Genomic DNA, 25635 nt, shown 5'->3' with positions numbered 1-25635 from the left:
CCTGCGGCGACGTGGTCGGCCCCGACAACTCACGCGATGGCCGAGGACGGTCGAACGATTCGGCCCGCTTCCGCGTCGTAGGGGAAACGGAGGAGGGGGAGGGGCATTGCTGCGCGGAAAACCGCGCCGTCAGGCGCGCGACGCGGCCGACCGCCCGGCACAGGGGGCGGATCCGCTCGATCCGGCCCAGGAGGACCGGGTGCGGGCCGTCCTGTCGCTCGGCGGGGTGCCGTACGGCGAACTCCAGGACGGGGTGCAGCAGGTCAGGCTGCGGCTCCTGGAGCGGGCGGCGAAGGGGGACGGGGCCCCGCGCGACGTGTCGGCCTGGGCGGCGGTCGTCGCCTCGAACTGGGCCATGGACTGGCACCGGGCCCGGCGCCGCCAGGAGCGGCTCGGTGAACGGCTCGCCGCGCTGCGCCCGGAGCGGCCCGAGGAGGACGGCGCCGAGTCGCGCGTCCTGTCGCTGGCCGTGGCGCAGGGCCTGGACGAACTGCCGGACGGCCAGCGGCAGGTCGTGGTCCTGCGCTTCTACGCGGACCTGCCGGTGCGGGACATCGCCGCCGAACTCGGCATCCCGGAGGGCACGGTCAAGAGCAGGCTGCACACGGCCGTACGGATGCTGCGCACGCGGCTGCACGAGGAAGAGGTGGTGTGACCGTGGCGCACGGCGAGTACGACGAGCACGAGGGCCGCGACGAGCGCGCCGCGCGGGACGGGGCTCCCGGGGCGCGGCACGACGGCGCCGACGCCCTGATGCTCGCGGTCACGGACGGGCCCGTGCCCGACGCGGCCCGCGCCGACGAGGAGTTCATGGCCGAGCACGCGGCGGCGGTCGCGGACGTGGCGGCGCTGCGGAAGCAGCTGCGGGCCATGGGGGACACCCTGGCGCGCGGCCCGGAGGCGGAGCCGCCGACGGCCCGCCCGGTGCGGGCCCCGGGCCCGGCCGGCCCCGGGTGGCGGCGCGCGCTGCTCGCCCTGGCCGCCACGGCCGCGGCGGGCCTGCTCGGCGGTGTGGTGTGGCTGGGCGCGCGGGCCGACCTCGGCTCCGGGGGCGACGGGGACGCGAAGTCCGCCGACGCGGGCTCGCGGCCCGGAGAGCTGGAGTCGGGCGGCGACACGGCCCAGCGGGACGAGGGCGGCAAACAGTCGGGCGTGGGGTACGTGGCCTGCGCCCGCCTCATCGTCGAGGGCACGGTGCGCAGCGTGGAGACCCTGCCGGGCGGCATCGAGGACCGGATCACCCTCGACGTCGCCCGCGCCTACAAGCCCGTGAAGGCACCGGACGAGGTGACGTTCGTGATGGACGTGAACGTGGACCCGCCCCTGCGGGCGGGCGACCGCGCCCTGATCGGCATTCCCGAGGGCGAGGCCTCGCCGGACATCTGGTCGACGGGCAAGGGCGTCGCCGAGGAGCGCGGGTGGATCGTGGCCGCACTTCCGAAGGCCCGCGCCCTGGAGTCGCGCGGACTGGAGTGCTGAGTTCCGGTGACAGTTGGGTGAAGGCGGTGTTGCGCCCTGCGATAAACCCTTTGAACTGCGCTTTTTCCGGGCTAACTTCCTTCCACCGCGATCACTGATGATCACCCGCGATCACCAAGGATCGTCACTGATCACCGAACCCCCCATGGAAGGACCCCCGTGCGCGCACCCCGCAGCCGGGCGACGGCCGCTCTCGTCTCCGCGGCCGTCGCCGTCCCCGTCCTCTTCGCCGCCGCACCCCAGGCCGGCGCGCAGGGCGACCACAAGCCGCACCCGACCACGCAGGAGCGGCAGGCGAAGAAGCTCGCCAAGAAGCTCGTCGAGAAGTCCTCCGGCAAGAGCGCCTACCGCCACCTGGAGAAGTTCCAGGAGATAGCGGACAAGAACGGCGGCAACCGGGCCGCGGGCACCAAGGGCCACAAGGCGTCCACCACGTACGTGCACGACCGCCTGAAGAAGGCCGGTTACAAGGTCTCGTACCAGGACTTCACGTTCTACGAGTCGAAGACGCTGCGCGAGGGCGCGGCCGTCCTGTCGCCCGAGGCGCGCAAGCTCAACGCCGTGGCCTTCGACTTCAGCAAGGCGACGCCCGAGGGCGGCATCCAGGCGCCGCTCGCGGCCGCCCGCGTCGACGACACCCCCGGCTGCGAGGCCGACGACTACACGTCCAACACCTTCACCGGCAAGATCGCCCTGGTGAAGCGCGGCGCCTGCACCTTCGCCGAGAAGGAGGCCGCCGCGGCCAAGGCGGGCGCCATCGGCCTCATCCTCTACAACCACTCCGGTGACAAGCCCGTCCACGGCAACCTGGAGACCCCGGACAACGCGCACATCCCGGCCGCGGGCATCACCCTGGCCGAGGGCGAGGCGCTCGCCAAGCAGATCGCCCAGGGCGAGGTGAAGGTCTCCCTGGACGTCGCCACCAAGGCCGTCCCGCACAAGACCCGCAACGTCATCGCGGAGACCCGCGGCGGCCGCGCCGACCGCGTCGTCGGGCTCGGCGCCCACCTGGACTCCGTGGCCGAGGGCCCCGGCATCAACGACAACGGCTCCGGCTCTGCCGGTCTGATCGAGGTCGCCGAGAAGCTCGCCAAGGCCACCAACGGCGGCAAGAAGCTCAACAACAAGGTCCGCTTCTCCTGGTGGTCGGCCGAGGAGCTCGGCCTGCTCGGCTCCGACCACTACGTGAAGACGCTGACGGCCAAGCAGAAGAAGAACATCAAGCTGTATCTGAACTTCGACATGATCGGCTCGCCGAACGCGGCCGAACTCGTCTACGACGGCGACAACTCCGACAACGTCGGCTCCGGACCCGGCCCGAAGGGCTCCGCCCAGATCGAGAAGCTCATCAACGGCTTCCTCGACAAGAAGAAGGTCCCGCACTGGGGCACCGACTTCGACGGCCGCTCCGACTACGGCCCCTTCATCGCCGAGGGCATCCCCGCGGGCGGCACCTTCACCGGCGCCGAGGGCCTCAAGACCGCGGAGCAGGCGGCGAAGGCGGGCGGCAAGGCCGGTCAGCCGTACGACCCGAACTACCACGGCAAGGGCGACAACCTGAAGAACATCGACCGCAAGATCTTCGACGTGAACGTCGACGTCATCGCGAACGCGGTCGGCGTCTACGCGCAGGACCTCGGCTCGCTCAAGCGCTGACCCGGCGCGGCACTTCCGCACCCACGGGACACGAGAACGGGGCGGGCACCTGGACCAGGTGCCCGCCCCTTTCGGCTGTCGTCCCGGTTACCCGGTGACCTTCGCGACGGTCACGGTGCCGGTGCCCGCGACGGTGCCGCGCGCGTTCAGGAGGTTCACCTCGCCGAAGAGCACCCGGCCGGAGGCGGCGGGCGCGCCCGCGACCAGCTCCGCGGCGACGGTGGCGGTCTCGCCGTTGGCGAGCTTCACCGGCTTGGCCTCGTCGACCTTGACCTGGCCGAGCGACGCGGAGAAGAACACGTCACGGTAGTCGTACGCGGTCTGGCCGGACGGGATGGAGTAGCCCGCGACCTCGATCGTGTACGTGCCGGCGGCGGGCTTGGCGATGCTCACCGATTCGTCCGAGTCGCCGTCCGCCGACTGACCCACGACCCGGCCGTCCTTGAGGACCGCGAGGTCGAGGTCGGCGCGGGCGTCCGAGGTACCGCCGATCGCGGCGTCCAGACGCTCGGCGCCCTCGGGCACGACGACCGTCGTGGTCTGCTTCTGGCCCTGCTTGACGGTGGGCCGCGCGGTGACGGCCGAGCCGAGCGAGCCGCCCTTCAGCTTGCCGTCCACCGCGGCGTAGTCGTTCGTCGCCTTCCAGGTGACCGGAGTGGCCGCGCCGACCTTGGCCTCGTCCACCTGCTGCGGCGCCGGGGCGAAGGACACGCCGAGCGCGGACACGTTCAGCGTGTACGGGTTGTCGAGCACCGGCGACGTGCGGCGCGACTCGACCTCGATCTCCCAGACGCCCGGCGTCGGGTCCTTGTACGACCGCAGGTCGGGACGGCAGGTGTTGTCCGGGTTCGGGAAGTTCGGGTAGCAGACGAGCGAGGACGTCTCCTCCGCCGGCAGGCCGTAGGGGTGCACGGAGATGAAGCGCGTCTGGCTCTTGTCCGCGAGCCCGCCGAGGGCGACCTCGAGGGTCTTCGCGCCCTTGGGCACCGTCACGAAGTACGACTTGGTGCCGTTGCGCTGCACCGATCCCTTGGCCGTGTACGTGAACTTCGGCTTGGCCAGCTCCTTGGAGACCACCACGGTCGTCATGATCTGGTGGTCGATGCCGCGGGTGCGCTTGTCGTTCACGGTAAGGCGGGCGCTGGAGACGCCCGCCGTCTTCGGCTTCGCCTCGACCTTGACCGTGACCGGCTTGTCGCGGGTCAGCAGGACCTCGGACGGGCCGACGAGCCGGAACGTGCCCTCGTGGTTGTTCGCGAACTTCAGCTCGTGCCGCACGGGCCCGCGCGGACCGGTCGTCCGGGTGACGGTGACCTTGTAGGTCTTCTTCTCGCCCGCCTTCAGGCCGCCCTCACGGTCGTACAGTCCGGTGCCGGGCTTCTTCAGCTCCTGCTCGAGGGCCGTGTCGACGGGGGCCTTCACCGTGTACTCGTGCGCCTTGGCACCGCCCTTGATGGCGTCCCAGGCACCCATGACGTCCATCCGGCCGGTGCCCTGCGCATAGGCCTGGACGCCGGGGATGCGGTCGGCGGTCGAGGTGAGCGCGGTGCGCAGCTTCGCCGGGGTGAGGTCGATCCGCTGCTGCTTGGCGGCGCTGAGCAGCAGGGCGGCGGAGCCCGCCGCCTGCGGCGACGACATCGACGTGCCGTTCAGCATGGAGTAGCCGGCCGGGAGCTTGTAGCCCGCCTCGGCGACCGGGCCGCCGGGCAGCCAGGTCTGCGTGGTGTTGATGGCCGAGCCCGGCGCGGTGATCAGCGGCTGGAAGCCGCCGTCCTCGCGCGGCCCGCGCGAGGAGAAGTTGAACATCGCGTACTTCTTCGCGACCTCGGAGCCGTAGTTGGCGGCCCAGGTCTCCTTGGAGATGGCCGCGCCCACGGAGATGACGTGGTCGGCGAGGCCCGGGTCGCCGATGGTGTTGGCACCGGGGCCCTCGTTGCCCGCCGAGATCACCAGCTGCACGCCGTACGTGTCGATGAGCCGCTTGTACAGCTCGGCACGGGCGTTGTTGCCGTCGTTGAGCGCGGGCAGACCGCCGATGGACATGTTGACGATGTCGACACCGCGCTTGGTGACGAGGTCGATCATGCCCTCGGTCAGTGCCACGTTGGTGCAGCCGCCGGACCAGGTGCAGGCGCGCGAGGAGACGATCTTCGCACCCGGCGCCGCGCCGTTCATCTTGCCGCCGAACAGCTTGTTGGCGGCCGTGATGCCCGCGACGTGCGTGCCGTGCTCGGACTCGATGAGGCCGATGTTCACGAAGTCGGCCTTCTTGCCGACCCAGTCGCCGCCGTACGGGTCCGTCGGGACGTCCTTGCGGATCTCCACGACGAACGGCACGCGCTCGGCGACGTCGGTGGCCGGGTCGTCCTTGCCGAAGTAGGCGACCTGGTGCTTGTCCCCGTAGGGCTTCATCGCCTTGTCGTCGGTGAAGTCCTTGTTGTCGTTCAGGTCGACGCGGACGGTACCGGCGGCGGGGTCGTACAGCACGCCCCAGGTGTCGGTCGTGTCGCCGTCCCGGTTGAGGTCGCCCTTGGCGTCGCCGCCGGTGGTGGCGGCCTCGCGGAACCGGCTGATCTGGAAGGACCCCGAAGGCGCCTTCCACGTGTCCCCGTCCCACGTGAAGGCCGGACCGCTGACCGGGTTCGTCATCCGCCGCCAGGTGCCGTCGCCGTCCACGATCGGGTCGGTGGCCGTCACCCAGTCGGTGATCTTGCGCTCGCCGGTGGTGGTCTTCTGCAGCGCCGGGTGCCCGAGGTCGACGCCCGAGTCGATGACACCGATCGTGATCCCGCGGCCGTCGGCCTTCGGGTGCTTCTTCACGAAGTCCACGGCACCGGTCTCGAAGGACGGGTTGTACGGGTTCTTCGCGGGCGTGTCCTTGCCGGGCGCGGCGGCGGCGCCCGGCGCGGGCCCGGCGCCCTTCGCGCTCTGCGGCTTCGGGTCGTCCAGCTCGATCTCGTGCCGCAGGTCGATGCCGTGCACGGTGCTGAGCTTGCTCGCCGCCTTGATCGCGGCGTCGGCCTTCGCGGTCGGCACGGCGGCGCGGACGTAGCCGAGCTTGTCGTACGTGCGGCCCACCGAGCCGCCCTCGACGGCGTCGAGCTGCTTCGCGACCTGCTCGGTCGAGCCCGGCTCGGTCGCGACCATCATGGTGACGGTCTTGTCGCCGTCGGCCTTCGCGTCCGCGAGCAGCTCCGCGTCGGCGGCGCCGAGCTTGGCGGCGGCGGACTTGGGCGCCGGAGCGGGGGTTTCGTCGGCGAAGGCCAGGGGGAGCGGGGCCGCCGCGGTCAGGGCGGCGGCCACGGCTATCGCGGTGGCGAGGCGGGCGGTGCGTCTCGCGCCCGGTCTGTCCTCGGTGGACTTCTGTGCTTCGCGGGTCATCTACATCCCTGTACGTGAATTCGAAGTGGTCAATTTCGAAGTGGCCAAAGCGGTCCGGAAATCGGGGCCGGATGACCGCTCAGCTTTACGTAAGGGGTGCCTCCTTGGGGAGACCTGCCTGCCGCGCTCTTGCCCCGTGGCGTACTCCCGCCATACGCCACACGGAACAACCCACCCCATACCGTGACTTGCCCGCCCACCCGCGCTACCGCGCTTGTCCTCAATCGCCGGACGGGCTCGATGACCTCGGCCGATCGCCATCGCCGACGACGTGCAAGCCGCCAGGTCGGGGCGGGGCCGGTCGCCGGGGTGATACGGGTGGGTGGGTGGGAGAAAACGGACGACGGCGGGTCAGCCGCCAGGTCGGGGCGCGGCCGGGTCGCCGGGGTGGTACGGGTGGGCGGGTGGGAGGAAACCCGCCGCGGTAGCGGTGGGGAGGGCGGTTCAGGACCCAGGGGTCAGGTGAGGTGGCCGTTGGGCGGCCGCCCCCGCCACAGACCGAGCCCCACGTCGACCAGGCTCACCCGGTCGAGCCCCGGGACGGAGTCCAGCGCGTGCCACGCCGCCAGGTCCGTCGACCCCGACGTCTCGTGGCGCAGATCCCCCCCCACCACCCGCCCCTCGTACACGATCCGCAGCCCGTGGAAGTCGGCGACGGCCCCGAGCCGCCGCGGATACCGCCGCCGCAGCGAGTCGACGCCGAGCAGCGCGACGGGCTCGACGGCGTACCCCGTCTCCTCGTCGACCTCGCGGATCACCGTGTCGTAGGGGTCCTCGCCGTGGTCCATGCCGCCTCCGGGCAGCGTCCAGCGCTTGCTGCCGTCCCCCGCGACCCAGCGGGCGAGCAGCACCGATCCGTCCCGCACGCATACGGCGTAGGCCGCCACCCGGAGCTCCTTGTGCATTCGCTGACGTTAGACCGCGTACACCGGCAAGGCACGGTCCGTTACCCAACTGCCGATCACGGGTTGGCGGGGGAGTACTCGGGCGCGGACCAGGTCCACGGGCTGGCCCCGGAGGTCTCGACGGCCTCGGTGAGGGCGAAGTGGACGGTGCGGGCGCCGCCCGGCCCGTACGCGGTGGTGGCGGTGCCGGTGAGCTGGAGCGCGGTGCCGGTGGTCCAGTCGAGGAAGAGCAGCCCGGCACCGGGGTCCGCGGCGAGGTTGCCGAGGGTGAGGAACATGGCGTTGCCCGCGTAGTCGGGCCAGCTCAGCTCGGTGGGGGACAGGACCCGCACGAAGCCGGGGTTGCCGCCCCGGTGGCTGGCGTCGGCCCCGCCGTCGCGCACGGTGGCGATGAAGAAGGTGTCGGCGGCGGCGACGAACCGCCGCTGCGCCGCGGTCAGTTCGGCGCTGACGCGCGGCTCCGCCGCTGGCCCGCCCGCGCGCCGCCCCGCGAGCAGTTGCCGCTTCTGCAGGTATTTGGGGCAGTTGGAGAACACCCGGTCAGCCTCGATCGCGAGGCCGCGCGGCGTCGGCCGGGCCCGGCCGCCCAGCCGCATCCGGCGCCGGGTGCGCGGGTCGAGCGCGATCGTGCCGACGGGCGTGCCGGGGCGGCCGAGCGCGTCGGCGAGCGGATCGCCCGCCCCGGCCCCGCCCGCCACGGACATCTGGTGCGCCCCCGTGGCCCGGACGAAGCCGGGGTCGCCGGTGAGCGGCGACGCCCACACCCGCCCGCTGGCCGGGTCCCGCGCGCCGATGACCAGCATCGGCTGGAGCTCCAGGAACGCGGCGGCGACGGGGCGGATTCCCGGTCCGATGGACCGGCCGACGTGGTCGGCGAGCGCGCGCACGCCCACGCGGTCCTGCACGGCGCGCGAGCCTTGGTGGTAGGGGTCGTGCCCGGTCACGGCGGCGCCCCCCTCTAGAAGAAGCCGCAGGTCGGCGCCGCGCCCGCCGGGGCCGCGCCGTCCCCGGCGCCGGACCGGGTGCAGATCTCCAGGCGGGTGCCGTCCGGGTCGTGGAAGAAGATCCCGCCGGACGCGGCGCCCTCGCCGTGCGGCACGACGCCGTCGTAGGCGAACTCCACGCCGTACGCCCGCAGGTCGCGCTCGTACTCCCGGACGGCGTCGACGGAGTCCACCTCGAACGACAGGTGGTGCAGGCCCGCGCGCCCCGAGTCGTACGCGCCGCTCGCCTGCTGCCACAGCGTGAGCGCGAGGGTGCCGGCGCGGCCGAGGAAGGCGTAGCGGCGGCCCTCGTGGGCCCCCTCGCCAGTGACCTCGAAGCCGATGACGTCCCGGTAGAAGGCGAGCGAGCGGTCCAGATCGGTGACGTTCAGACCGATGTGCCCGGTGGGCGGTGCGCTGATCGCGGTCATGACTCTCCCCTTTGGTGCTGCTGTCCGGCGGCGCGGGTGGACCGGCGGTCGCCCCGTGCCGGATCGGCTAACCGTTGAAAGTTAGATTAGTGGTTAGTGATCGTGAGCGTCAACCGCTCACGTAACCTTGACCGGTTAGCTCTGAAGGGAGACCCCCATGCCCGCCGCCCACGACCCCCGCCCGCTCACCGGCGAGCCGCTCTCCCTGGACCTGCTCAACACCCGCTGGATGCACGACGGCGCTCGCCAGGACCTGCTCGACGACCCCGAGGGGCTCGCCGTCTGGCTCGCCGCGAACGGCCTCGACGAGCGCTTCACCGCCGACGCGCCCACGCTCCGGAACGTCCTCGCCGCCCGCGACGCGCTCGCCGGACTCGTCGACCTGCCGGGCAAGCCGGGCGGCGAGGCCACCGCGGTCGCCCGCCTCGACGCGGTGCTCACGCACGGCCGGATCCGGGCCCGGCTCACCCCCGAAGGGCCCGCGGAGGAGCCGGAGTTCGCCGAACCGGCCTGGGGGCCCGCCTGGCTCGCCGCGCGCGACTACCTGGACCTGCTGTCCGCCGCGCCCGACCGGATCCGCGGCTGCGCCCACGAGGCGTGCGTCCTGCACTTCTTCGACACCTCGCGCAACGGGACGCGGCGCTGGTGCAGCATGGCCGTCTGCGGCAACCGCGCCAAGGCCTCACGCCACTACGCCCGCACCCGCCCCTGACGGGGCCCCGCTACCCCGGGACATGAACACGGCGTGACCGCCGCGCCTCCACCCGAAGAGATGCGCGTGCACACGCAGGGTGCCTCCCAGATCCACTTACGGTGATCGGCGTCACCCGTTGTGGCGACGTTAACGCGCAGGCCACCCCCGCTGCCAACGATCCAGTACGAGCGGGGAGCACACCGGACGGACACGGTCCGGACCTCCCCGCGACCACTGCCGACGCGTTCGCACTCGGGGAGACGCGCCATGTCGCGCATACGCTCTGTCGCCACCGCCGTCACGACCGCCGCCGTCAACCGCCGCGCGTTCCTCGCCGCGACGGGCGCGGTGTCCCTCTCCGCGGGCGTCGGCTACGCCCTCGGCCCCGGAGCGGGCCACGGGGAGGCGGCCGCCGCCCACCGCGGCCCGGTCGCGGTGTCCCGCCGCGCCCCCGCCGCCCCGCTCGCCCCCTACCGCGCGGGCACGACGCTCGGCACGGTGGCGGCACCGCGCGGCACCTCCGGCTTCCGGCGCCTCGGCGACGGCCCGGCCTGGCCGCGCGTGGTGCGCGCGGACCTGGCCGCGCCCCACCGGGGCCGGGAGGCGCGCCGCACCGCGCTCGCCGCCTTCGTACAGTTCACGGATCTGCACCTGGTCGACGTACAGCACCCGCTGCGGTACGAGTACCTGCGCGCCCAGACGGCGAGCGCCTGGCGGCCGCAGGAGGCCCTGTCCGTGGCGGGCGCGGTCTCGCTCGTCGAGCGGGTCAACGCGCTGCGCGGCGCGCCCGCCACCGGCGCGCCCCTGCACTTCGTGATGACGACCGGCGACAACACGGACAACAACTCCCGCACCGAACTCGACTGGTTCCTCAAGGTGATGAGCGGCGGCCGCGTCACGCCCAACTCCGGGGACCCGCGCCACTACGAAGGCGTGCAGAACAGCGGTCTTGAGCTGTACTGGCACCCCGACGCCGCGCTGCGCGACGCCGACAAGCGCCTCGGCTTCCCGCGGCTGCACGGCTTCCTGGACGCCGCGATCCGGCAGGTCAACAGCCCCGGCCTGAACCTCCCCTGGTACTCCACCGTCGGCAACCACGACGCCCTGCCCGGCGGCTGCTACGCCCCCGGCGACTCGTACTTCGCCGACCTCGCCGTCGGCGGCCGGAAGCTGATGTCCCTGGACGAGGCGCGTGGCGCCGCCCTGTGGAAGGCCGTCAAGAAGGGCCGCGACCCCAAGGGCGCCCACTTCAAGGAGCTGCTGCGGGCCGAGGCGCGCCGCATGCGCCCGGTCACCCCGGACGAGGCCCGCGCCCCCTTCACGCCCACCGAGTACGTCCAGGCCCACCTCGACCCGGCCCACGCGGGCCGCGGCCCCGTCGGCCACGGCTACACCCAGGAGAACCTGGCGAACCGCACGCAGTACTACGCCTTCCGCATCACCGACGACGTCCTCGGCATCAGCCTGGACACCACCGACCCGGGCGGCCACTACGAGGGCTCGCTCGGCACCGCCCAACTGCGCTGGCTGGAGCGGATCCTGAAGGCCGTCGAGCGCGGCGGCGACGCGTCGTACGCCATCGTCTTCAGCCACCACACCAGCCGCAGCATGCGCAATCTGACCACCGACCCGCACCACCCCCGCGAGCAGCGGCACGGCGGCGACGAGGTGCTCGCGCTGCTGCGCCGCCACCGCTCCGTGCTCGCCTGGGTGAACGGCCACAGCCACAAGAACGCCATCACCCCGCACGGCTCGCTCTGGGAGGTGTCCACCGCGTCGCACGTCGACTTCCCGCAGCTCGCGCGCGTGCTGGAGTTGGTCGACAACCACGACGGCACGCTGTCCCTCTTCACCACCCTGATCGAGTCGGCGGCCCCGCACCGCACCGACTTCGCCGATCTCTCCCAGACGGGCCTCGCGGCGCTCTACCGCGAGCTGGCCCTCAACGCCCCGGGCGCCAAACCGGCGCTCGGCGGCGCGCCGGGCGACCGCAACACGGAACTCGTCCTGCGCAAGCGCTGACCCGCCCCGGCCGCCCCGACCGTGACTTCCCGGCCGGGGCGGAGTTCTGCCCTGCGTAACGGCTCCGGAGCGCACGCGCCCACCGGACCGGGCAGACGCACCGAGGAAGGGACAGCGACACATGGCAGTGCCCACACGGCTCACGCCGGTCCGGACGGGGTTCGTGGGAGCGGTCGTCGCGGCCGCGGCGGTGGCGGGGGCCCTGACCGGCCCCGCCGCGGCCGCGCCCCGCACGGACCGGGACCACCACCGGACCCGGGCCGCCATCGAGGCCGCCGTGCGCGCCGGCGTCCCCGGCGTGACCGCCCACGCACACGACCGACGCGGCCCCTGGAGCGCCGCCGCGGGCGTCGGCGACCTGCGCGCGGGGACCCCGCGCGGCGAGCACGACCGCTTCCGCGCGGCCAGTATCACCAAGACGTTCGTGGCGACCGTGGTGCTCCAACTGGAGGCGGAGGGAAGGCTCGACCTCGACGACAAGGTGGGCACCTGGCTGCCCGGCGTGATCGAGGGCAACGGCCACGACGGCGACGAGATCAGCGTCCGCCAGCTCCTCAACCACACCAGCGGCATCTACGACTACAGCGCGGACCCCGACTTCGACCGGCGCCTCGCGACCCCCGAGTTCTACGCCCACCGCTACCGCACCTGGGAGCCCGACGAGCTGGTCGCGATCGCGATGCGCCACGAGCCGGACGCCGCCCCCGGCCGGGACTGGAACTACTCCAACACCAACTACGTCGTCGCCGGAATGATCGTCGAGAAGGTGACGGGCAGGCCGTACGGGGACGAGATCCGCGACCGGATCATCAACCCCCTGCGCCTGCGCGCCACCTCCGTGCCCGGCACCACGCCCACCCTGCCCCGGCCCGCCTCGCGCGCGTACTCCAAACTCTCCGGCTCCAAGCTCTCCGGCGACGCCACGGGCAAGACGTACGACGTGACCGAGCTGAACCCGACCATGGCGGGCGCCGCGGGCGAGATGATCTCCGACGCGGCCGATCTGAACCGCTTCTACGCCGCCCTGCTGCGCGGTGCCCTGCTGCCCGCCCAGCAGCTCGCCGCGATGAAGAAGACGGTCCTCGCCAAGGGCGAGGAGGGCGCGGGCGGCCGCTACGGCCTCGGCCTGCTCCGGCTCGAACTGCCCTGCGGCACCGTCGTCTGGGGCCACGGCGGCGGCATCCACGGCTCCCTCTCCCTGGCCCTGACCACGGCCGACGGCCGCCACGCGCTCGCGCTCAACTACAACGGCGACTGGTCGCGCGGCCAGGACAGGATCCTGAACGCCGAGTTCTGCGGCGCCTGACCGGGGCCCCGCGCACAGGTGCGGGGGCGGAGCCCCGCCGTCCGGAGCTCCGCCCCCGCACTGCCCACCGGGCGCGTGCGGTGCAGCCCGCTATCTGGGCAGGACCACGACGTACGCCGCCGGGTCCCGGTCGGGGGCGGCCATCAGCGCCGTCCGGACGACCGCCGCCTGCTGGTCGGCCGCGTCCCGCAGCTTCTTCGGGGTGATGTGGACGACGGTGATGCCGAGCCGCTCCAAGTGCTCGCGCTTGCGGACGTATTCGGACCACTGCTCGTCGTCCTCGTACTGGTGGCGATCTGTGCGGCCCTGCCGCGGGTGCGGCCTCAGACCGTGCCGGGGGGCCCGGGTGTCCAGCTCCACGGCCACGGCCTGCTCGGGCCAGTACGCGTCGACGCCGCCCAGGTGAGGACCGCCCGGAAGGCGCAGGTCGACGTTCCACAGCGGGTCCGGGAGCCCGTGGTCACGGACCAGGGCGTGCAGCCGGTCCTCGGCGATCGCGCGCCCCTCGGCGAGCAGCGAATCCACGGCGTCCACCACGTGCGGACGGCCGAGCAGCCGCGCCCGGTTCAACTCCTTCACCAGGGCGGCCGGTTCGCAGTGCCCGCCGCGCACCGCCTCGGTGAGCAGCCGCCGCACCGCGCCCGCGTCGGCGAGCTGGGCGACGGCGTCGGCGAGCGCGCGCGGCACCGGCGCCACCGGCACGCCGGTGACCTGTAGCGGTGTGGGCAGGGTGTACGCCCGGACGAGACGGGCGCAGCCGGTGGAGCGCAGCCGCCGGGTGCGCGGGACCAGGACGTCGATCCGGTCCAGGGAGAGCAGCGGCGGCGCGGAGGAGAAGCGGTGCAGGGCGAGGGCCGCGAGCCCGGTGATCATCGCGTCGGCGTAGGCCGCGTGCGGCTCGCCGGGCCGCGGCTGCGCGGGGATCGCCCGGGACTCCTTGGCCGGTGGCCGCCCGGCGTAGAGCAGCACGCCGTGCAGCCGCTCCTCGCTGGTCGGCGGGCCCGGGTGGAGCAGATACACGCCGGGCAGGAACTGCTGCCAGGGGCCGCCGGGGCGGCAGTGCGCGTGGACCTCGGCGGCGCCGACGCCGTGCGTGCGCAGCTGCGCCGTGCTCATGACGCGGCGCTGGACGTCGGTGAGGTGACGCAGGGGGCGGGGGGAGAGCGGGGTGTTGTGGTTCATGCCGTCGCCATTCCCGGTACCGATCCACCCCCTAACCGCTGTTACAGTCCCGTCGACAAAACCGGACAACCCCGTCCTAAAGTACGGGAGTTCGAGGACCGAAAAGGTCCGGTTCGTGGGGCGGCGCGGGTGTCGCGGAGGGGGCGCGCGGTGGGGACGGGGTGCGTCCGCTTCCTCGGGTCACCCCCTTGTGGGCGGGAGACACCGTTGTCATACTCGGCGCGACACTTGGCATGAACGCGACGCAATCCGTCGGTGGTCCATGCCGGAAACCGGTAACTCCCCGGAGCCGCACCCGACTTGGGAGGCTCCATCCCCCCATGGAGGTACTGAGTGACACCCCCACGAGCAATCACGCGGCGCCTCGTCCTGACCGGCATCGGCGTCGCCGCTCTGATCGCGGGCACCCTCACCGCGGCGGCCACCAGCTCGGCGGCTTCGGACCCCACTCCGAAGGCCATCGGCGCCACCGCGGCGGGCAGGCTCGCCGACTCCCTGACCGACGGCTCCCGCGGCGGCACCGCGGGCGCCTACTACGACTCCGCGGCCAAGAAGCTCGTCGTCAACGTCCTCGACGAGGCCGCGGCCGACCGGGTCCGCGCCGCCGGCGCCGAACCGAGGGCGGTCACCCACTCCCAGGCCCAGCTGGACGCGGTCCTGCGGACCCTGGGCGAGCGCGCGGTCCCCGGCACGTCACGCGGCACGGACCCGGTCCTGAACAAGGTGGTCGTCACCGCCGACTCCACGGTCACGGGCGCTGCCCTCGACCGGCTCAAGCAGCGCGTGGCGGCCCAGGGCGGCAAGGCGGTCCTCAAGCGGACGGCGGGCACCTTCCAGCCGCTCATCCGCGGCGGCGACGCCATCTGGAGCTCCAGCGGCCGCTGTTCCCTTGGCTTCAACGTCGTCAAGAACGGCCAGCCCTACTTCCTCACCGCGGGCCACTGCGCCGCCCTCGCGGGCACCAGCTGGTCCGAGACCCAGGGCGGGCCCGTGATCGGCCAGGTCGAGGACTACGGCTTCCCCGGGCGCGACGACGCCATCGTGAAGTACACCGCGAACGTCGCCCACCCGAGCGAGGTCAACCTCTACAACGGCGGCTCCCAGCAGATCACCGGAGCCCGCCAAGCCGTGGTCGGCGAGCAGGTGCAGCGCAGCGGCTCCACCACGCGGCTGCACGGGGGCACCGTGCAGCGGCTCAACGTGTCCGTCACCTACCCCCAGGGCACGGTCAACGGTCTGATCCAGACCAACGTCTGCGCCGAGCCCGGTGACAGCGGCGGCGCGATGTTCGCGGGCAGCAGCGCGCTCGGGCTCACCTCCGGCGGCAGCGGCAACTGCTCCAGCGGCGGCCAGACCTTCTTCGCGCCGGTCGTGGACGCGCTGTCCCGCTACGGGGCACAGATCGGCTGACGCCTGGTCGCCCGTGCCGGGTGGCCCCCGGCGGGCCCGGGCAGCCCCGGGCCGGGGTCGGTCGTCGACTCCGGCCCGGGGCGCGGCCCTAGGCGGCGTCGCACTCCTGGGCGCGCAGGGCCCGGGACAGGTCGTCGCGGGACTCCAGGACGAGGCGGCGCAGGGCCGGCGGGGCCGACTCGTGGGCGGAGAGCCACGCGTCCGCGGCGGCCACCGTCCCGGCGCTGTCCTGGAGGTGCGGGAAGAGGCCCCGCACCACGTCCATGCCGATCTGGATGGAACGCTCCGCCCAGACCCGCTCGATGGCGGCGAAGTACTTCGGCGCGTACTCGGCGACGAGACCCCGCTGCGAGGGCTGGGCGAAGCCCGCGATCGTCGCCTCCACCAGGGCGTTGGACAGGGCGTCCGACTCCACCACGGAGGCCCAGGCCTGCGCCTTCACCGCCGCCGACGGGCGCGCGGCGAGGCAGCGGATCTGGTGGCGCTTGCCGGACGCGGTGTCGTCGCGGGACAGCTCGGCGGCGAGCGCCCGCTCGTCCGCCACGCCGTGCACCGCGAGCGGCAGCTGGAACGCCCAGCGCAGCTCCTGGTCCACCTCCAGGCCGTCGATCTTCGCCGTGCCGTCCAACAGGCCCTGGAGGAGCTGGAGGTCGGCCTCCGACGAGGCCACGGAGGCGAAGAACCGGGCCCACGTCAGCTGGTGCTGGCTGCCGGGCTCGGCGATCCGCAGCTCCCGCAGCGCGCCCTCGGCGAGCAGCCGCCCGCCCTCCTCGCGCCAGCCGGGCGCGGCGTAGTGCGTGTGGGCCGTACCCGCCCAGGCGTGCAGCATCTGGAGCACGCCGATGTCGGTCTCGCGCCCGGCGAACCGCAGCACGAGGCCGATGAAGTCCCGCGCGGGCATGAGCGCGTCCCGCGTGAGGTTCCACAGCGCCGACCAGCACAGGGCGCGGGCGAGGGGGTCGGTGAGGCCCCCGAGGTGCTCGCGCAGGGTGGCGAGGGAGGTCTCGTCGAAGCGGATCTTGCAGTACGTCAGGTCGTCGTCGTTGACCAGGACGAGCTCGGGCGCCTCGGCGCCGACCAGCTCCGCGACCGCGGTGCGCGGGCCCTCGACGTCCACCTCCGCGCGGGCGTACCGCACGAGGTCGCCCGCGTCCGAGCGGCGGTACAGTCCCACGGCCACCCGGTGCGGGCGCAGCGTCGGGTGGCTCTCGGCCGCCTCCTGGACGACGGCCAGCTCCGTGATCCGGCCCTCGGCGCTCAGGGTGACCTGCGGGGTGAGGGAGTTGACGCCCGCCGTCTCCAGCCAGGCCCGCGACCAGGCCGCCAGGTCGCGCCCGCTGGTCTCCTCGAGGACCGAGAGCAGGTCGCCGAGGCGGGTGTTGCCGTACGCGTGCCGCTTGAAGTAGCGCCGGGCGCCCTCCAGGAAGGCGTCGCGGCCCGCGTACGCCACGAGCTGCTTGAGGACCGACGCGCCCTTGGCGTACGTGATCCCGTCGAAGTTCAGCTTGGCGTCCTCCAGGTCGCGGATGTCTGCCGTGACCGGGTGCGTGGAGGGCAGCTGGTCGGCGCGGTACGCCCACGCCTTGCGGTTGTTGGCGAAGGTGATCCAGCCGTTGGTGAACCGGGTCGCCTCGACCATCGAGAAGGAGCCCATGAAGTCGGCGAAGGACTCCTTGAGCCACAGGTCGTCCCACCAGCGCATGGTGACCAGGTCGCCGAACCACATGTGCGCCATCTCGTGCAGGATGACGTTCGCCCGGCGCTCGTACGACGCCTGGGTCACCTTGCCGCGGAAGATGAACTCCTCGCGGAACGTCACACAGCCCGGGTTCTCCATCGCGCCCAGGTTGTACTCCGGCACGAAGGCCTGGTCGTACTTCCCGAAGGGGTAGGGGAAGTCGAAGTGGTCGTGGAAGAAGTCCAGGCCCTGCTTGGTGACCAGGAAGACGTCGTCCGCGTCGAAGTGCTTCGCCAGGCCCTTGCGGCACATCGCGCCGAGCGGGATCTCCAGCCGGGTGCCGTCCTCGAAGACGCGCTCGTAGGAGTCGGTCACGTAGTGGTAGGGCCCGGCGACGACGGCGGTGATGTACGTCGAGATGGGCTTGGTCTCGGCGAACTTCCAGACGCCGTCGGCCTGCTCGCCCGCCCCGTTGCTCCACACCGTCCAGCCCTCGGGGGCCTGTGCGGAGAAGCGGAAGGGGGCCTTCAGGTCGGGCTGCTCGAAGTTGGCGAAGACGCGGCGGGAGTCCGCGGGCTCGTACTGCGTGTAGAGGTAGACCTCGCCGTCCTCGGGGTCGACGAAGCGGTGCATGCCCTCGCCGGTGCGGCTGTAGGCGCACTGGGCGTCCACCACCAGCTCGTTCTCCTCGCGGAGGTCCTCCAGCGCGATGCGGCTGCCGTCGAAGACCTCGGAGGGGTCGAGGTCCTTGCCGTTCAGCGACAGGGCGGTGACGCTCGGGGCGATCAGGTCCGCGAAGCTCGCCGCGCCGGGCTCGGCGCAGCGGAAGCGGATCGTCGTGACGGAGCGGAAGGTGCGCGGCGTGGTGTCGCCTTCCTGGCTGTCGCCGACCGCCGACCGCAGGTCGAGGAAGACCTCGTACCCGTCGACGGACAACAGCGCGGCCCGCTCCTGGGCCTCGTCGCGGGACAGATTCTCACCGGGCACGGGCGGCACTCCCTCGTGGCTCGCATGACTCTCGTTCGAATGCCTCTGATCCTCGCACGTGCCCCGGTCGGCGGACATCCGGGAATGCCCTGCCACACCCCCGACGTTGCCCTGGCCAGGCTCCGAACGCATTCCCTAGGGAGAGACATGTCCGAGACCGCTGTGAAGACCCCCGTCGACTTCTGGTTCGACCCGCTCTGCCCCTGGGCCTGGATGACCTCACGCTGGGTCCTGGAGGTCGAGAAGGTCCGCGACATCGAGGTGAGCTGGCACGTGATGAGCCTTGCCGTGCTCAACGAGGACAAGCTCGACGAGCTGCCCGAGGAGTACCGCGAGATGCTGGCGACCAAGGCGTGGGGCCCGGTGCGCGTGGTCATCGCCGCCCAGCAGGAGCACGGTGCGCAGGTGCTCGGTGACCTCTACACCGCGCTCGGCACCCGCATCCACAACCGGGGCGAGGGCCCCACCAAGGAGGCCGTCGCCGGCGCCCTGAAGGAGGTCGGTCTGCCCGAGTCCCTCCTCGACCACTGGGACGAGACCCCTTACGAGGCCGAGCTGCGCGCCTCCCACAACGAGGGCATCGAGAAGGTGGGCCAGGAGGTCGGCACCCCGGTCATCGCCGTCCCCGGCGCCGACGGCGAGCAGATCGCCTTCTTCGGCCCGGTCGTCACCCCCGCTCCCAAGGGCGAGGCCGCGGCCAGGCTCTGGGACGGCACGCTCCTGGTGGCGAGCACCCCCGGCTTCTACGAGATCAAGCGCACGCGTACGCAGGGCCCCATTTTCGACTGACCCGTCTGCCGCAGGCCCGTCCGCGCCCGGTGGCCCGCGCTCATTCGACGTCCGGCGGTATCCGCAGCGGCTTCTTGCGGAAGCGCCGTTCGGTCATGAAGGTGCGCACGTTCCGGCAGCCGGGCCTGGCGCACATCCAGTAGTGGTCGACGAAGTCCTCGTCGATCTCAGCGCTGAGCCAGGCCTTCTGCGGCTCGGTCAGCGGACGGTGGGGTTCGGTGGTGCCGCACGTCCAGCAGGACATCGGCTGGGGTCGAGGCATACGGCTACTGTGAGCCGGAATCACAGGTACCGAAAGGCCCCCGCGAGTCACGTCCTCGCGGGGGCCTCTCGTCTATCCGCCTGCCGACGCGAAGGTTGAGAAGACGATCACGAGGCAGGACGTATCAGGGGGAATTGGCGTCAGGGAGCCAGCAGCAGGCTGTTTACGCGCTGCTTGGCGGCCTCGTAGCGCTTGGCCACGTCCTGCCAGTTGACGACCTGCCACATGGCCTCGATGAAGTCCACCTTCTGGTTCTTGTACTGCAGGTAGAAGGCGTGCTCCCAGGCGTCGAAGACCAGGATCGGCGTCGAGCCCTGGCCGACGTTGCCCTGGTGGTCGTAGATCTGCTCGACGATCAGGCGGTTGCTGAGCGGCTCGTAGGCGAGCACGCCCCAGCCCGAACCCTGCGTCGTCGCCGAGGCCTTCGTCAGCTGCGCCTTGAACTTGGCGAAGGAGCCGAAGGACTCGGTGATGGCGTCCGCGAGCTCGCCCACGCCGTCGGCGTGCGTGGGCTCACCGCCGCCGCCGTCCTTCGGGCCGTTCATGTTGTGCCAGTAGATGCTGTGCAGGATGTGCCCGGACAGGTGGAAGGCCAGGTTCTTCTCCAGGCCGTTGATCGCGCCCCACGACTCCTTGTCGCGTGCCTCCGCCAGCTGCTCCAGGGTGTCGTTCGCACCCTTCACGTACGCGGCGTGGTGCTTGTCGTGGTGCAGCTCGATGATCTGCGGGTTGATCACCGGCTCGAGCGCCGCGTAGTCGTACGGAAGTTCAGGGAGCGTGTAAATGGCCATCAGTGACCCCTCCGACCGTGCGCCGCGGGGGACCGTGCCGTATCGCCCGGTGCCGCGGTGCACCTCTTATTGCGACCTATGTGCAAGTGCAGGCTAGCAGCAGGTGGGGTCGGAAGTTGATCAGCCCTTGGCCCTAGGTCGCGAGCCCCGGCGCGCCCGGGAGGGAGGGAACGGCCGAGGGCCCGGTCCACGGGTGTGGACCGGGCCCTCGGCCGTCTGCGGGGCGTGTCGGGTCAGGCGCGCGACGCCGTCTCGCGGCCCTCCGCCATCTTCTGCCGTACGAATCCGACGGCCATCAGGAGCAGCGTCAGACCGCCCGTGTAGTAGAGCTGTGTGCGGGTCTCCTCCTCGCGGGCCATCAGGACGAACACCGTGGCCATCCCGGCGAGCGCCACGTACGTCAGCCAGGGGAAGAGCCACATCTTCACGACGAGCGTCTCGGGGGCCTCGCGCTCCAGCTTCTTGCGAAGCCGCAGCTGGGCGGCGGCGATGAAGAACCAGACGACGAGGATGATCGCGCCGATGGTGTTGAGCAGCCACTGGAAGATGTCGTCGGGCCGCCAGTAGCTGAGCAGCACGCACAGGAAGCCGAAGAGCGACGAGGTGAGGACCGCGATCCGCGGCACGCCGTTGGACAGCTGCCCCAGGACCTTGGGGCCCTGGCCGCGCTGCACGAGCGAGTTGGCCATGCGGGAGGCGCCGTAGATGTTGGCGTTCATCGCGGAGAGCAGCGCGACGAGGATGACGACGTTCATGATCTGGCCCGCGCCGTCGATGCCGAGGTGGTCGAGCGTGGCGACGTAGGGCCCCTTGGCGGCGACCTCCTCGGAGGTCCAGGGGAGCAGCGTCACGACGACGGCCATGGAGCCGATGTAGAAGATGGCGATCCGCCACATCGCGGTGCGCACGGCCTTGGCCACGCCCTGGACGGGGTGCTCGGACTCGGCCGCCGCGATGGTGACCGTCTCCAGGCCGCCGTACGCGAAGACGGAGGCGAGCAGGCCCACGATGAGGCCGTCCACGCCGTTGGGCATGAAGCCGCCGTGGCCGGTGAGGTTGGACGTGCCGGGCGCCTCGGTGTCGGGGAGCCAGCCGAGGATGGCGAGCAGGCCGATGCCGAGGAAGAGGACGATCGCGGTGATCTTCAGCGCGGCGAACCAGAACTCGAACTCGCCGAAGTTCTTCACGGCCGCGAGGTTCGTGGCGCAGAACATCAGCATGAACAGGGCGACCCAGGCCCACTCGGGCACGCCGGGCACCCAGCCGTGCACGATCTGCGCGGCGCCGATGCCTTCGAGGCCGACGGCCACGCACAGCAGGAACCAGAAGGACCAGCCCGCCGTGAACCCGGCCCAGGGGCCGAGGGCCCGCTCGGCGTGTACGGAGAAGGAGCCGGACGCGGGGTTGGCCGCCGCCATCTCGCCGAGCATGCGCATGACGAGCATGACCAGGGCGCCGGACAGCGAGTAGGCCAGGATGATCGAGGGCCCCGCGGCGGCGATGGCCTTCCCGGAGCCCACGAAGAGCCCGGCGCCGATGACGCCGCCGAGGGCGATCATCGACAGATGACGCTGCTTGAGGCCGTGCCCGAGCGGCGCGTCGGCCTGGGGTGGTGCGTCTTTCACGGACGTCTGAGACATGGGCGTCCCTGTTCGCTAGCGGGGAGACGGAGGGAAGGAACCACGCGGGAACCACAGGGGGGAAGTGGGCCCACAGTCTGAGCACTGGCACCGCTCACAGGGAACAGTTGACCGGTATACGGACACGACGCTCACACAAGGTGAAGACGTCTTCACGTTTTCGTCATAATCACGTGATCCGCCGGGGGTGTCGGGGCGGTTCCGTCCCACCGGCGTCATGCGCCGTTCGTAGAAGAGTTACGTATGGCGCGTACGTCGCGTGGCCCACTCCCGCAGGAGCGCCACCGCGATCACCACCGCCGTGGCACCCGCCGACCACAGGAGCTGCGGACGCGCGCCGTCGTCGCGCAGCATCAGCGCGATCACCACGCCCATCGCCGCGAGCGCCGCCCACGTCAGCCAGGGGAAGAACCACATCCGCAGGGTGAGCCGCTCCGGTGCCTCGCGCTCGATGCGGCGCCGAAGCCGCAGCTGCGAGACGGCGATGAGCGCCCAGACGAAGAGCAGGGCCGCGCCGACCGAGTTGAGCATGTAGAGGAAGACGGAGTCGGGCCACTTCAGATTGAGCAGCACCGAGACGAAGCCGAAGGCCACCGAGGCGAGGACCGCGCGCCGCGGCACCCCGCCCCGCGAAACGCGCAGCAGGCCCCGGGGCGCCTCGCCGCGCTCGGCGAGGGAGAAGACCATGCGCGAGGCGCCGTACAGATTGGCGTTCAGGGACGACAGGAGCGCCACGAACACCACGATGTTCATCAGGGTCCCGGCCGACGGGACGCCGATCGAGTCGAGCACCTTCACATACGGGCTGAACCCGGGCTGCTGCGCCGTCCACGGCAGCACCGTCACGATGACCAGCATCGAGCCGACGTAGAAGAAGAGGATGCGGTACACGGCGCTGCGCACCGCGCGGGCCACGGAGCGCACCGGGTCGTCGGACTCGGCGGCCGCGATCGTGACGATCTCCAGGCCGCCGAAGGCGAAGAGGACCACGACCACGCCGGAGATCACCCCGTCCCAGCCGAGCGGCAGGAAGCCACCCTCGCCGGTGAGGTGGGTGAGGCCGACCGGGTCGGTGTCCGGCAGCACCCCGAAGACCGCGAGGAGGCCGAGCACCAGGAACGCGACGATCGCGAAGACCTTCAGGGCGGCGAACCAGAACTCGAACTCGCCGAAGTTCTTCACCGCCGACAGGTTGGCGCCGGTGAAGAACACCATGAAGAGGAGCACCCACGCCCACTGCGGGACGCCCGGCGCCCACGCGTGCGCGATCCGCGCCGCGCCGGTCGCCTCCACGGCGAGCACGACGACGAGCAGGAACCAGTACATCCAGCCGACCGAGAACCCGGCCCAGCGGCCGAGGGCCCGCTCGGCGTGCACGGAGAACGCGCCCGACGCGGGCATCGCCGCCGACATCTCGCCGAGCATCCGCATCACGCACATCGCGAGCGCGCCCGCGATCAGATACGACAGGACGATGCCGGGCCCGGCGACCGCGATCCCGGCGCCCGAACCGACGAACAGGCCGGCCCCGATGACACCGCCGAGGCCCAGCATCGTCAGATGGCGCTGCTTGAGGCCGCCGCCGAGGGGCTCGGAGGGGGCGAAGGGGTCCGCGGGAGCCGTCGAGGGCACCCCCGAGTCGGGCCGCTGTTGATCGTGCATCGGGCTCAGCTGACTCTCAGGGTGCTCGGGGCGCTCAGGGTGCTCGGGACAGAGTTGGTGAGAATCTACAGTCTCTCCGGCGCGCACCGGCGAACGCAAAACCCGGCCCCGGCATTCCTGACCTCAGTGACCAGCATCACGCCCTGCCGGGTGTGGGCCGCTCCCTTTGTACGGAGCCCACCAAGCCGGAGCCGCTCCCTTTGTCATCCACGCCCCCTGATGGGGCGCCCGCCCCGGGGTTAGGGTCTCTTCGTCCCACGCATCACCCGCCCCCCGACGCCCCAGAACCGCGGAGTCCCGATGAGCACAGCCGCCGCCACCACCCGTCCGGGCCAGGTCCTGGCCGACCTGATCCCCGCCTCCCGCCTGCGCGACGCGACCCTCGTGATCGGCGGCGCCGCGCTCACCGGCCTGGCCGCCCAGATCTCCGTGCCCGTGCCGGGCTCGCCGGTGCCGGTGACGGGGCAGACCTTCGCCGCGCTCCTGGTCGGCACGGCGCTCGGCGCGCGCCGCGGCTTCCTGTCGCTCGCGCTGTACGCCCTGGTGGGCATGGCGGGCGTGCCGTGGTTCGCCGAGGCGAAGTCCGGCTACGGGATGCCCTCGTTCGGCTACGTCCTCGGCATGATGCTCGCCGCCGCCGCGGTGGGCTCCCTGGCCCGGCGCGGCGCCGACCGGAACGTGCTGCGCACCGCCGGGACGATGGTCCTCGGCTCCGCGATCATCTACGGCGTCGGCGTGCCGTACCTGGCCGCGTCCACCGGCATGTCCCTGACCGAGGCGGTCGCCGCGGGCCTCACCCCGTTCCTCATCGGTGACGCCCTCAAGGCCGCCCTCGCCATGGGCGCGCTGCCGCTGTCGTGGAAGCTGCTCGGCGACAGGGGCTGAGCCGGGCGGCTCAGCCGACGCCGTAGTTCCGCCTGAAGAGGTTCGCCGGGTCGTACGTGGCCTTCAGCCCGGCGAGCCTCTTCTGCGTGTCCGCGTCGTACACGCCGTCGGGGCGGTCGCCGCCCGCGAGCGCGAAGTTCACCGACCGGCCGACGGCGTGCGGCGCCAGCGGGGCGAACGCCCGCGCGTACAGCTCCCGCAGGGCCGCGCGGTCCGTGCCCTCAAGGGGGGACAGGAGCCGCACCGCCCAGGCCGCGGCGCGGTGCGGCACGGCGTTGTCGTGGCCGACGGGGCGGGCGAGCGCGCCGCCCAGGTGGTTGAGCTGGACGACGTGCATGTGGTCCGCGGCGGGCCCGGTGAGCGCGAGCAGCCGCTCGGCGCCCGCCAGGTCGAGCTCGGTCAGCATCAGGTTGTCGCCGTAGTAGGCGTGCGGGAAGTCCGGGTCGTTGTGGATCGTGTGGCTCTCCGCGTACGGCATCTCGCGCAGGCCGTCCGAGACGGTGGGCCCGAGCGCGCGCAGCGGCGCCACCAGGCGCTCGCCGTCCTCGGCCGGGCCGGTGTAGGCGATGCGGACGCTCACCAGATAGCGGCCCCGCAGATGCGGCGGGAGCTGCGGGACGTCCGGGTAGACCAGGGCGGCGACGGACGAGGTCAGCTCGTCGGGCACGGTCTCGGTCCAGGCGGCGTAGCCGCGCAGGAGCGCCGCCGGGTCGACCTCGCGGCCGTCGAAGGCGAGGGCGCCGCCGTACAGGCGCGCCACCGGCACCAGGCCGATCTCCAGGGCGGTCACCACGCCGAGGTTCGCGCCGCCGCCGAGCAGGCCCCAGAACAGCTCGGGCTCGCTCGCCGCGGTCACGTGCCGCAGCTCGCCGTCGGCCGTCACGACGTCCACCGAGCGCACGTGGTCGGCCGCGTAGCCGAACTCCCGCGCCAGGATGCCGACGCCGCCGCCGAGCGTGTACGACACGACGCCGACGCTCGGCGCCGAGCCGTTCAGCGGGGCCAGGCCGTGCTCCGCGGCGGCCGCCACGACGTGGGCCCAGCGCACCCCGGCTCCGACCCGGACCGTGCGGGCCGCCGCGTCGACCTCCACGGAGTCCATCCGGCGGGTGCTGATCAGGACGCCACCCCGGGCCGCGTCCGGCAGCCCGTGCCCGGTGGCCTGCACGCCGACGGGCAGGCCCGCCTCGGCCGCGTACCGCACGGCGGCCACGACGTCGTCGGCGTCCGACGCGGCGACGACGATGTCCGGCTCCTGGGTGAAACCCGTCTGGAATCCCGCGATCTCGTCCTCGTACCCCTCCTGTCCGGGGCGGAAGGTGAGTCGCTGTGCGAGGGGGTCGCTGAGTGCCACGGGGCTGCCTCCGTCGTGCCTGGTGTGCGGCGTTCGTGCTGACGAAGGTCACCCTGCCGCCAAAGCCTGACAGGTACCGACAAGTTTTCCGTGCCTTCGTCAACTCGCCGCCGCGCCGCGTACGACAGACGGCGTGAC

At 72.3% G+C, this 25635-nt stretch carries 20 protein-coding genes; 9 read left to right on the top strand and 11 right to left on the bottom strand.

Annotation, left to right across the window (positions count from 1 at the left end; translation table 11 throughout):
- The first annotated feature begins 106 nt into the window (after positions 1-106).
- The 3 genes from CP982_RS15985 to CP982_RS15975 all read left to right on the top strand — a co-directional run bounded on the left by CP982_RS15985 (position 107) and on the right by CP982_RS15975 (position 3135).
- Positions 107-655, top strand: a complete 549-nt coding sequence (locus CP982_RS15985) for an RNA polymerase sigma factor (protein WP_372503363.1) — start codon at positions 107-109, stop codon at positions 653-655.
- Entirely contained in the window at positions 652-1479 is an 828-nt protein-coding gene (locus tag CP982_RS15980) for a hypothetical protein (RefSeq protein ID WP_229879458.1), read from the top strand. Before CP982_RS15985 ends, CP982_RS15980 begins: the two co-directional genes overlap by 4 nt.
- 159 nt (positions 1480-1638) lie before the next feature.
- Entirely contained in the window at positions 1639-3135 is a 1497-nt protein-coding gene (locus CP982_RS15975; protein ID WP_150511158.1) for a M28 family metallopeptidase, read from the top strand.
- A gap of 87 nt (positions 3136-3222) precedes the next feature.
- On the opposite strand, the gene CP982_RS15970 is transcribed toward CP982_RS15975, so the two are convergent.
- The 4 genes from CP982_RS15970 to CP982_RS15955 form a co-directional block, all read right to left on the bottom strand.
- Positions 3223-6516 carry a S8 family serine peptidase gene (locus CP982_RS15970; protein WP_150511157.1) on the bottom strand — a complete coding sequence of 1098 codons (3294 nt, stop codon included), beginning with the start codon at positions 6514-6516 and terminating at the stop codon, positions 3223-3225.
- Positions 6517-6974: 458 nt separating this feature from the next.
- Complete coding sequence (locus tag CP982_RS15965) at positions 6975-7421, bottom strand: NUDIX hydrolase (RefSeq protein WP_150511156.1); 447 nt, start codon at positions 7419-7421, stop codon at positions 6975-6977.
- Between the two features lie 56 nt (positions 7422-7477).
- Positions 7478-8365 carry a pyridoxamine 5'-phosphate oxidase family protein gene (locus CP982_RS15960; RefSeq protein ID WP_150511155.1) on the bottom strand — a complete coding sequence of 296 codons (888 nt, stop codon included), beginning with the start codon at positions 8363-8365 and terminating at the stop codon, positions 7478-7480.
- Positions 8366-8379: 14 nt separating this feature from the next.
- Positions 8380-8835: a VOC family protein gene (locus CP982_RS15955; RefSeq protein WP_150511154.1), complete on the bottom strand. Its 456-nt coding sequence runs from the start codon at positions 8833-8835 to the stop codon at positions 8380-8382.
- A 157-nt stretch (positions 8836-8992) separates the two neighbouring features.
- Between CP982_RS15955 and CP982_RS15950 the strand changes: the two genes are divergently transcribed.
- The 3 genes from CP982_RS15950 (at position 8993) to CP982_RS15940 (ending at position 12857) form a co-directional block, all read left to right on the top strand.
- Entirely contained in the window at positions 8993-9547 is a 555-nt protein-coding gene (locus tag CP982_RS15950; protein ID WP_150511153.1) for a CGNR zinc finger domain-containing protein, read from the top strand.
- A 249-nt stretch (positions 9548-9796) separates the two neighbouring features.
- Complete coding sequence (locus CP982_RS15945) at positions 9797-11551, top strand: TIGR03767 family metallophosphoesterase (RefSeq protein WP_150511152.1); 1755 nt, start codon at positions 9797-9799, stop codon at positions 11549-11551.
- A gap of 121 nt (positions 11552-11672) precedes the next feature.
- Positions 11673-12857 (top strand): serine hydrolase domain-containing protein, encoded by a 1185-nt coding sequence (locus tag CP982_RS15940; RefSeq protein WP_150511151.1) that lies wholly within the window; start codon positions 11673-11675, stop codon positions 12855-12857.
- Between the two features lie 90 nt (positions 12858-12947).
- On the opposite strand, the gene CP982_RS15935 is transcribed toward CP982_RS15940, so the two are convergent.
- A complete protein-coding gene (locus tag CP982_RS15935) occupies positions 12948-14039 on the bottom strand; it encodes a hypothetical protein (RefSeq protein ID WP_150511150.1) in 1092 nt (363 codons plus the stop codon).
- A gap of 333 nt (positions 14040-14372) precedes the next feature.
- Between CP982_RS15935 and CP982_RS15930 the strand changes: the two genes are divergently transcribed.
- Positions 14373-15449, top strand: coding sequence for a S1 family peptidase (locus CP982_RS15930; protein ID WP_150511149.1), 1077 nt, complete (start codon positions 14373-14375; stop codon positions 15447-15449).
- 88 nt (positions 15450-15537) lie between these two features.
- Here the strand turns inward: CP982_RS15930 and pepN are convergent, their stop codons facing one another.
- Positions 15538-18114, bottom strand: a complete 2577-nt coding sequence (pepN, locus tag CP982_RS15925) for an aminopeptidase N (protein WP_150511148.1) — start codon at positions 18112-18114, stop codon at positions 15538-15540.
- A gap of 147 nt (positions 18115-18261) precedes the next feature.
- Here pepN and CP982_RS15920 point away from each other — a divergent pair, with 147 nt between their 5' ends.
- Positions 18262-18903, top strand: a complete 642-nt coding sequence (locus CP982_RS15920) for a mycothiol-dependent nitroreductase Rv2466c family protein (protein ID WP_150511147.1) — start codon at positions 18262-18264, stop codon at positions 18901-18903.
- 40 nt (positions 18904-18943) lie between these two features.
- Here CP982_RS15920 and CP982_RS15915 read toward each other — a convergent pair whose 3' ends face one another.
- The 4 genes from CP982_RS15915 to CP982_RS15900 form a co-directional block, all read right to left on the bottom strand.
- Positions 18944-19165: a hypothetical protein gene (locus CP982_RS15915; protein ID WP_150511146.1), complete on the bottom strand. Its 222-nt coding sequence runs from the start codon at positions 19163-19165 to the stop codon at positions 18944-18946.
- Positions 19166-19305: 140 nt separating this feature from the next.
- Positions 19306-19956, bottom strand: a complete 651-nt coding sequence (locus CP982_RS15910; protein ID WP_144003463.1) for a superoxide dismutase — start codon at positions 19954-19956, stop codon at positions 19306-19308.
- 233 nt (positions 19957-20189) lie between these two features.
- Complete coding sequence (locus tag CP982_RS15905; protein ID WP_150511145.1) at positions 20190-21596, bottom strand: amino acid permease; 1407 nt, start codon at positions 21594-21596, stop codon at positions 20190-20192.
- A 237-nt stretch (positions 21597-21833) separates the two neighbouring features.
- Positions 21834-23258 (bottom strand): amino acid permease, encoded by a 1425-nt coding sequence (locus CP982_RS15900; protein ID WP_150511144.1) that lies wholly within the window; start codon positions 23256-23258, stop codon positions 21834-21836.
- Positions 23259-23558: 300 nt separating this feature from the next.
- Between CP982_RS15900 and CP982_RS15895 the strand changes: the two genes are divergently transcribed.
- Positions 23559-24143: a biotin transporter BioY gene (locus tag CP982_RS15895; RefSeq protein ID WP_150511143.1), complete on the top strand. Its 585-nt coding sequence runs from the start codon at positions 23559-23561 to the stop codon at positions 24141-24143.
- 10 nt (positions 24144-24153) lie between these two features.
- Here CP982_RS15895 and CP982_RS15890 read toward each other — a convergent pair whose 3' ends face one another.
- On the bottom strand, positions 24154-25497 hold the full coding sequence (locus tag CP982_RS15890; protein ID WP_229879456.1) for an FAD-binding oxidoreductase: 1344 nt from the start codon (positions 25495-25497) through the stop codon (positions 24154-24156).
- Between the last annotated feature and the right edge of the window lie 138 nt (positions 25498-25635).

This window comes from Streptomyces spectabilis (assembly GCF_008704795.1).
Classification (GTDB): domain Bacteria; phylum Actinomycetota; class Actinomycetes; order Streptomycetales; family Streptomycetaceae; genus Streptomyces; species Streptomyces spectabilis.
Note: the sequence above shows the minus strand (reverse complement) of the source record. Positions and strands in the feature narration are given on the sequence as shown.

Excerpts from the sequence above, each read along its gene's own strand:
- CP982_RS15970 (WP_150511157.1), bottom strand. The coding sequence starts at position 6,516 with ATGACCCGCGAAGCACAGAAGTCCACCGAGGACAGACCGGGCGCGAGA.
- CP982_RS15965 (WP_150511156.1), bottom strand. The coding sequence starts at position 7,421 with ATGCACAAGGAGCTCCGGGTGGCGGCCTACGCCGTATGCGTGCGGGAC.
- CP982_RS15940 (WP_150511151.1), top strand. The coding sequence starts at position 11,673 with ATGGCAGTGCCCACACGGCTCACGCCGGTCCGGACGGGGTTCGTGGGA.
- CP982_RS15955 (WP_150511154.1), bottom strand. The coding sequence starts at position 8,835 with ATGACCGCGATCAGCGCACCGCCCACCGGGCACATCGGTCTGAACGTC.
- CP982_RS15910 (WP_144003463.1), bottom strand. The coding sequence starts at position 19,956 with ATGGCCATTTACACGCTCCCTGAACTTCCGTACGACTACGCGGCGCTC.
- CP982_RS15920 (WP_150511147.1), top strand. The coding sequence starts at position 18,262 with ATGTCCGAGACCGCTGTGAAGACCCCCGTCGACTTCTGGTTCGACCCG.
- CP982_RS15905 (WP_150511145.1), bottom strand. The coding sequence starts at position 21,596 with ATGTCTCAGACGTCCGTGAAAGACGCACCACCCCAGGCCGACGCGCCG.
- CP982_RS15935 (WP_150511150.1), bottom strand. The coding sequence starts at position 14,039 with ATGAACCACAACACCCCGCTCTCCCCCCGCCCCCTGCGTCACCTCACC.
- CP982_RS15950 (WP_150511153.1), top strand. The coding sequence starts at position 8,993 with ATGCCCGCCGCCCACGACCCCCGCCCGCTCACCGGCGAGCCGCTCTCC.
- CP982_RS15900 (WP_150511144.1), bottom strand. The coding sequence starts at position 23,258 with ATGCACGATCAACAGCGGCCCGACTCGGGGGTGCCCTCGACGGCTCCC.
- CP982_RS15915 (WP_150511146.1), bottom strand. The coding sequence starts at position 19,165 with ATGCCTCGACCCCAGCCGATGTCCTGCTGGACGTGCGGCACCACCGAA.
- CP982_RS15945 (WP_150511152.1), top strand. The coding sequence starts at position 9,797 with ATGTCGCGCATACGCTCTGTCGCCACCGCCGTCACGACCGCCGCCGTC.
- CP982_RS15895 (WP_150511143.1), top strand. The coding sequence starts at position 23,559 with ATGAGCACAGCCGCCGCCACCACCCGTCCGGGCCAGGTCCTGGCCGAC.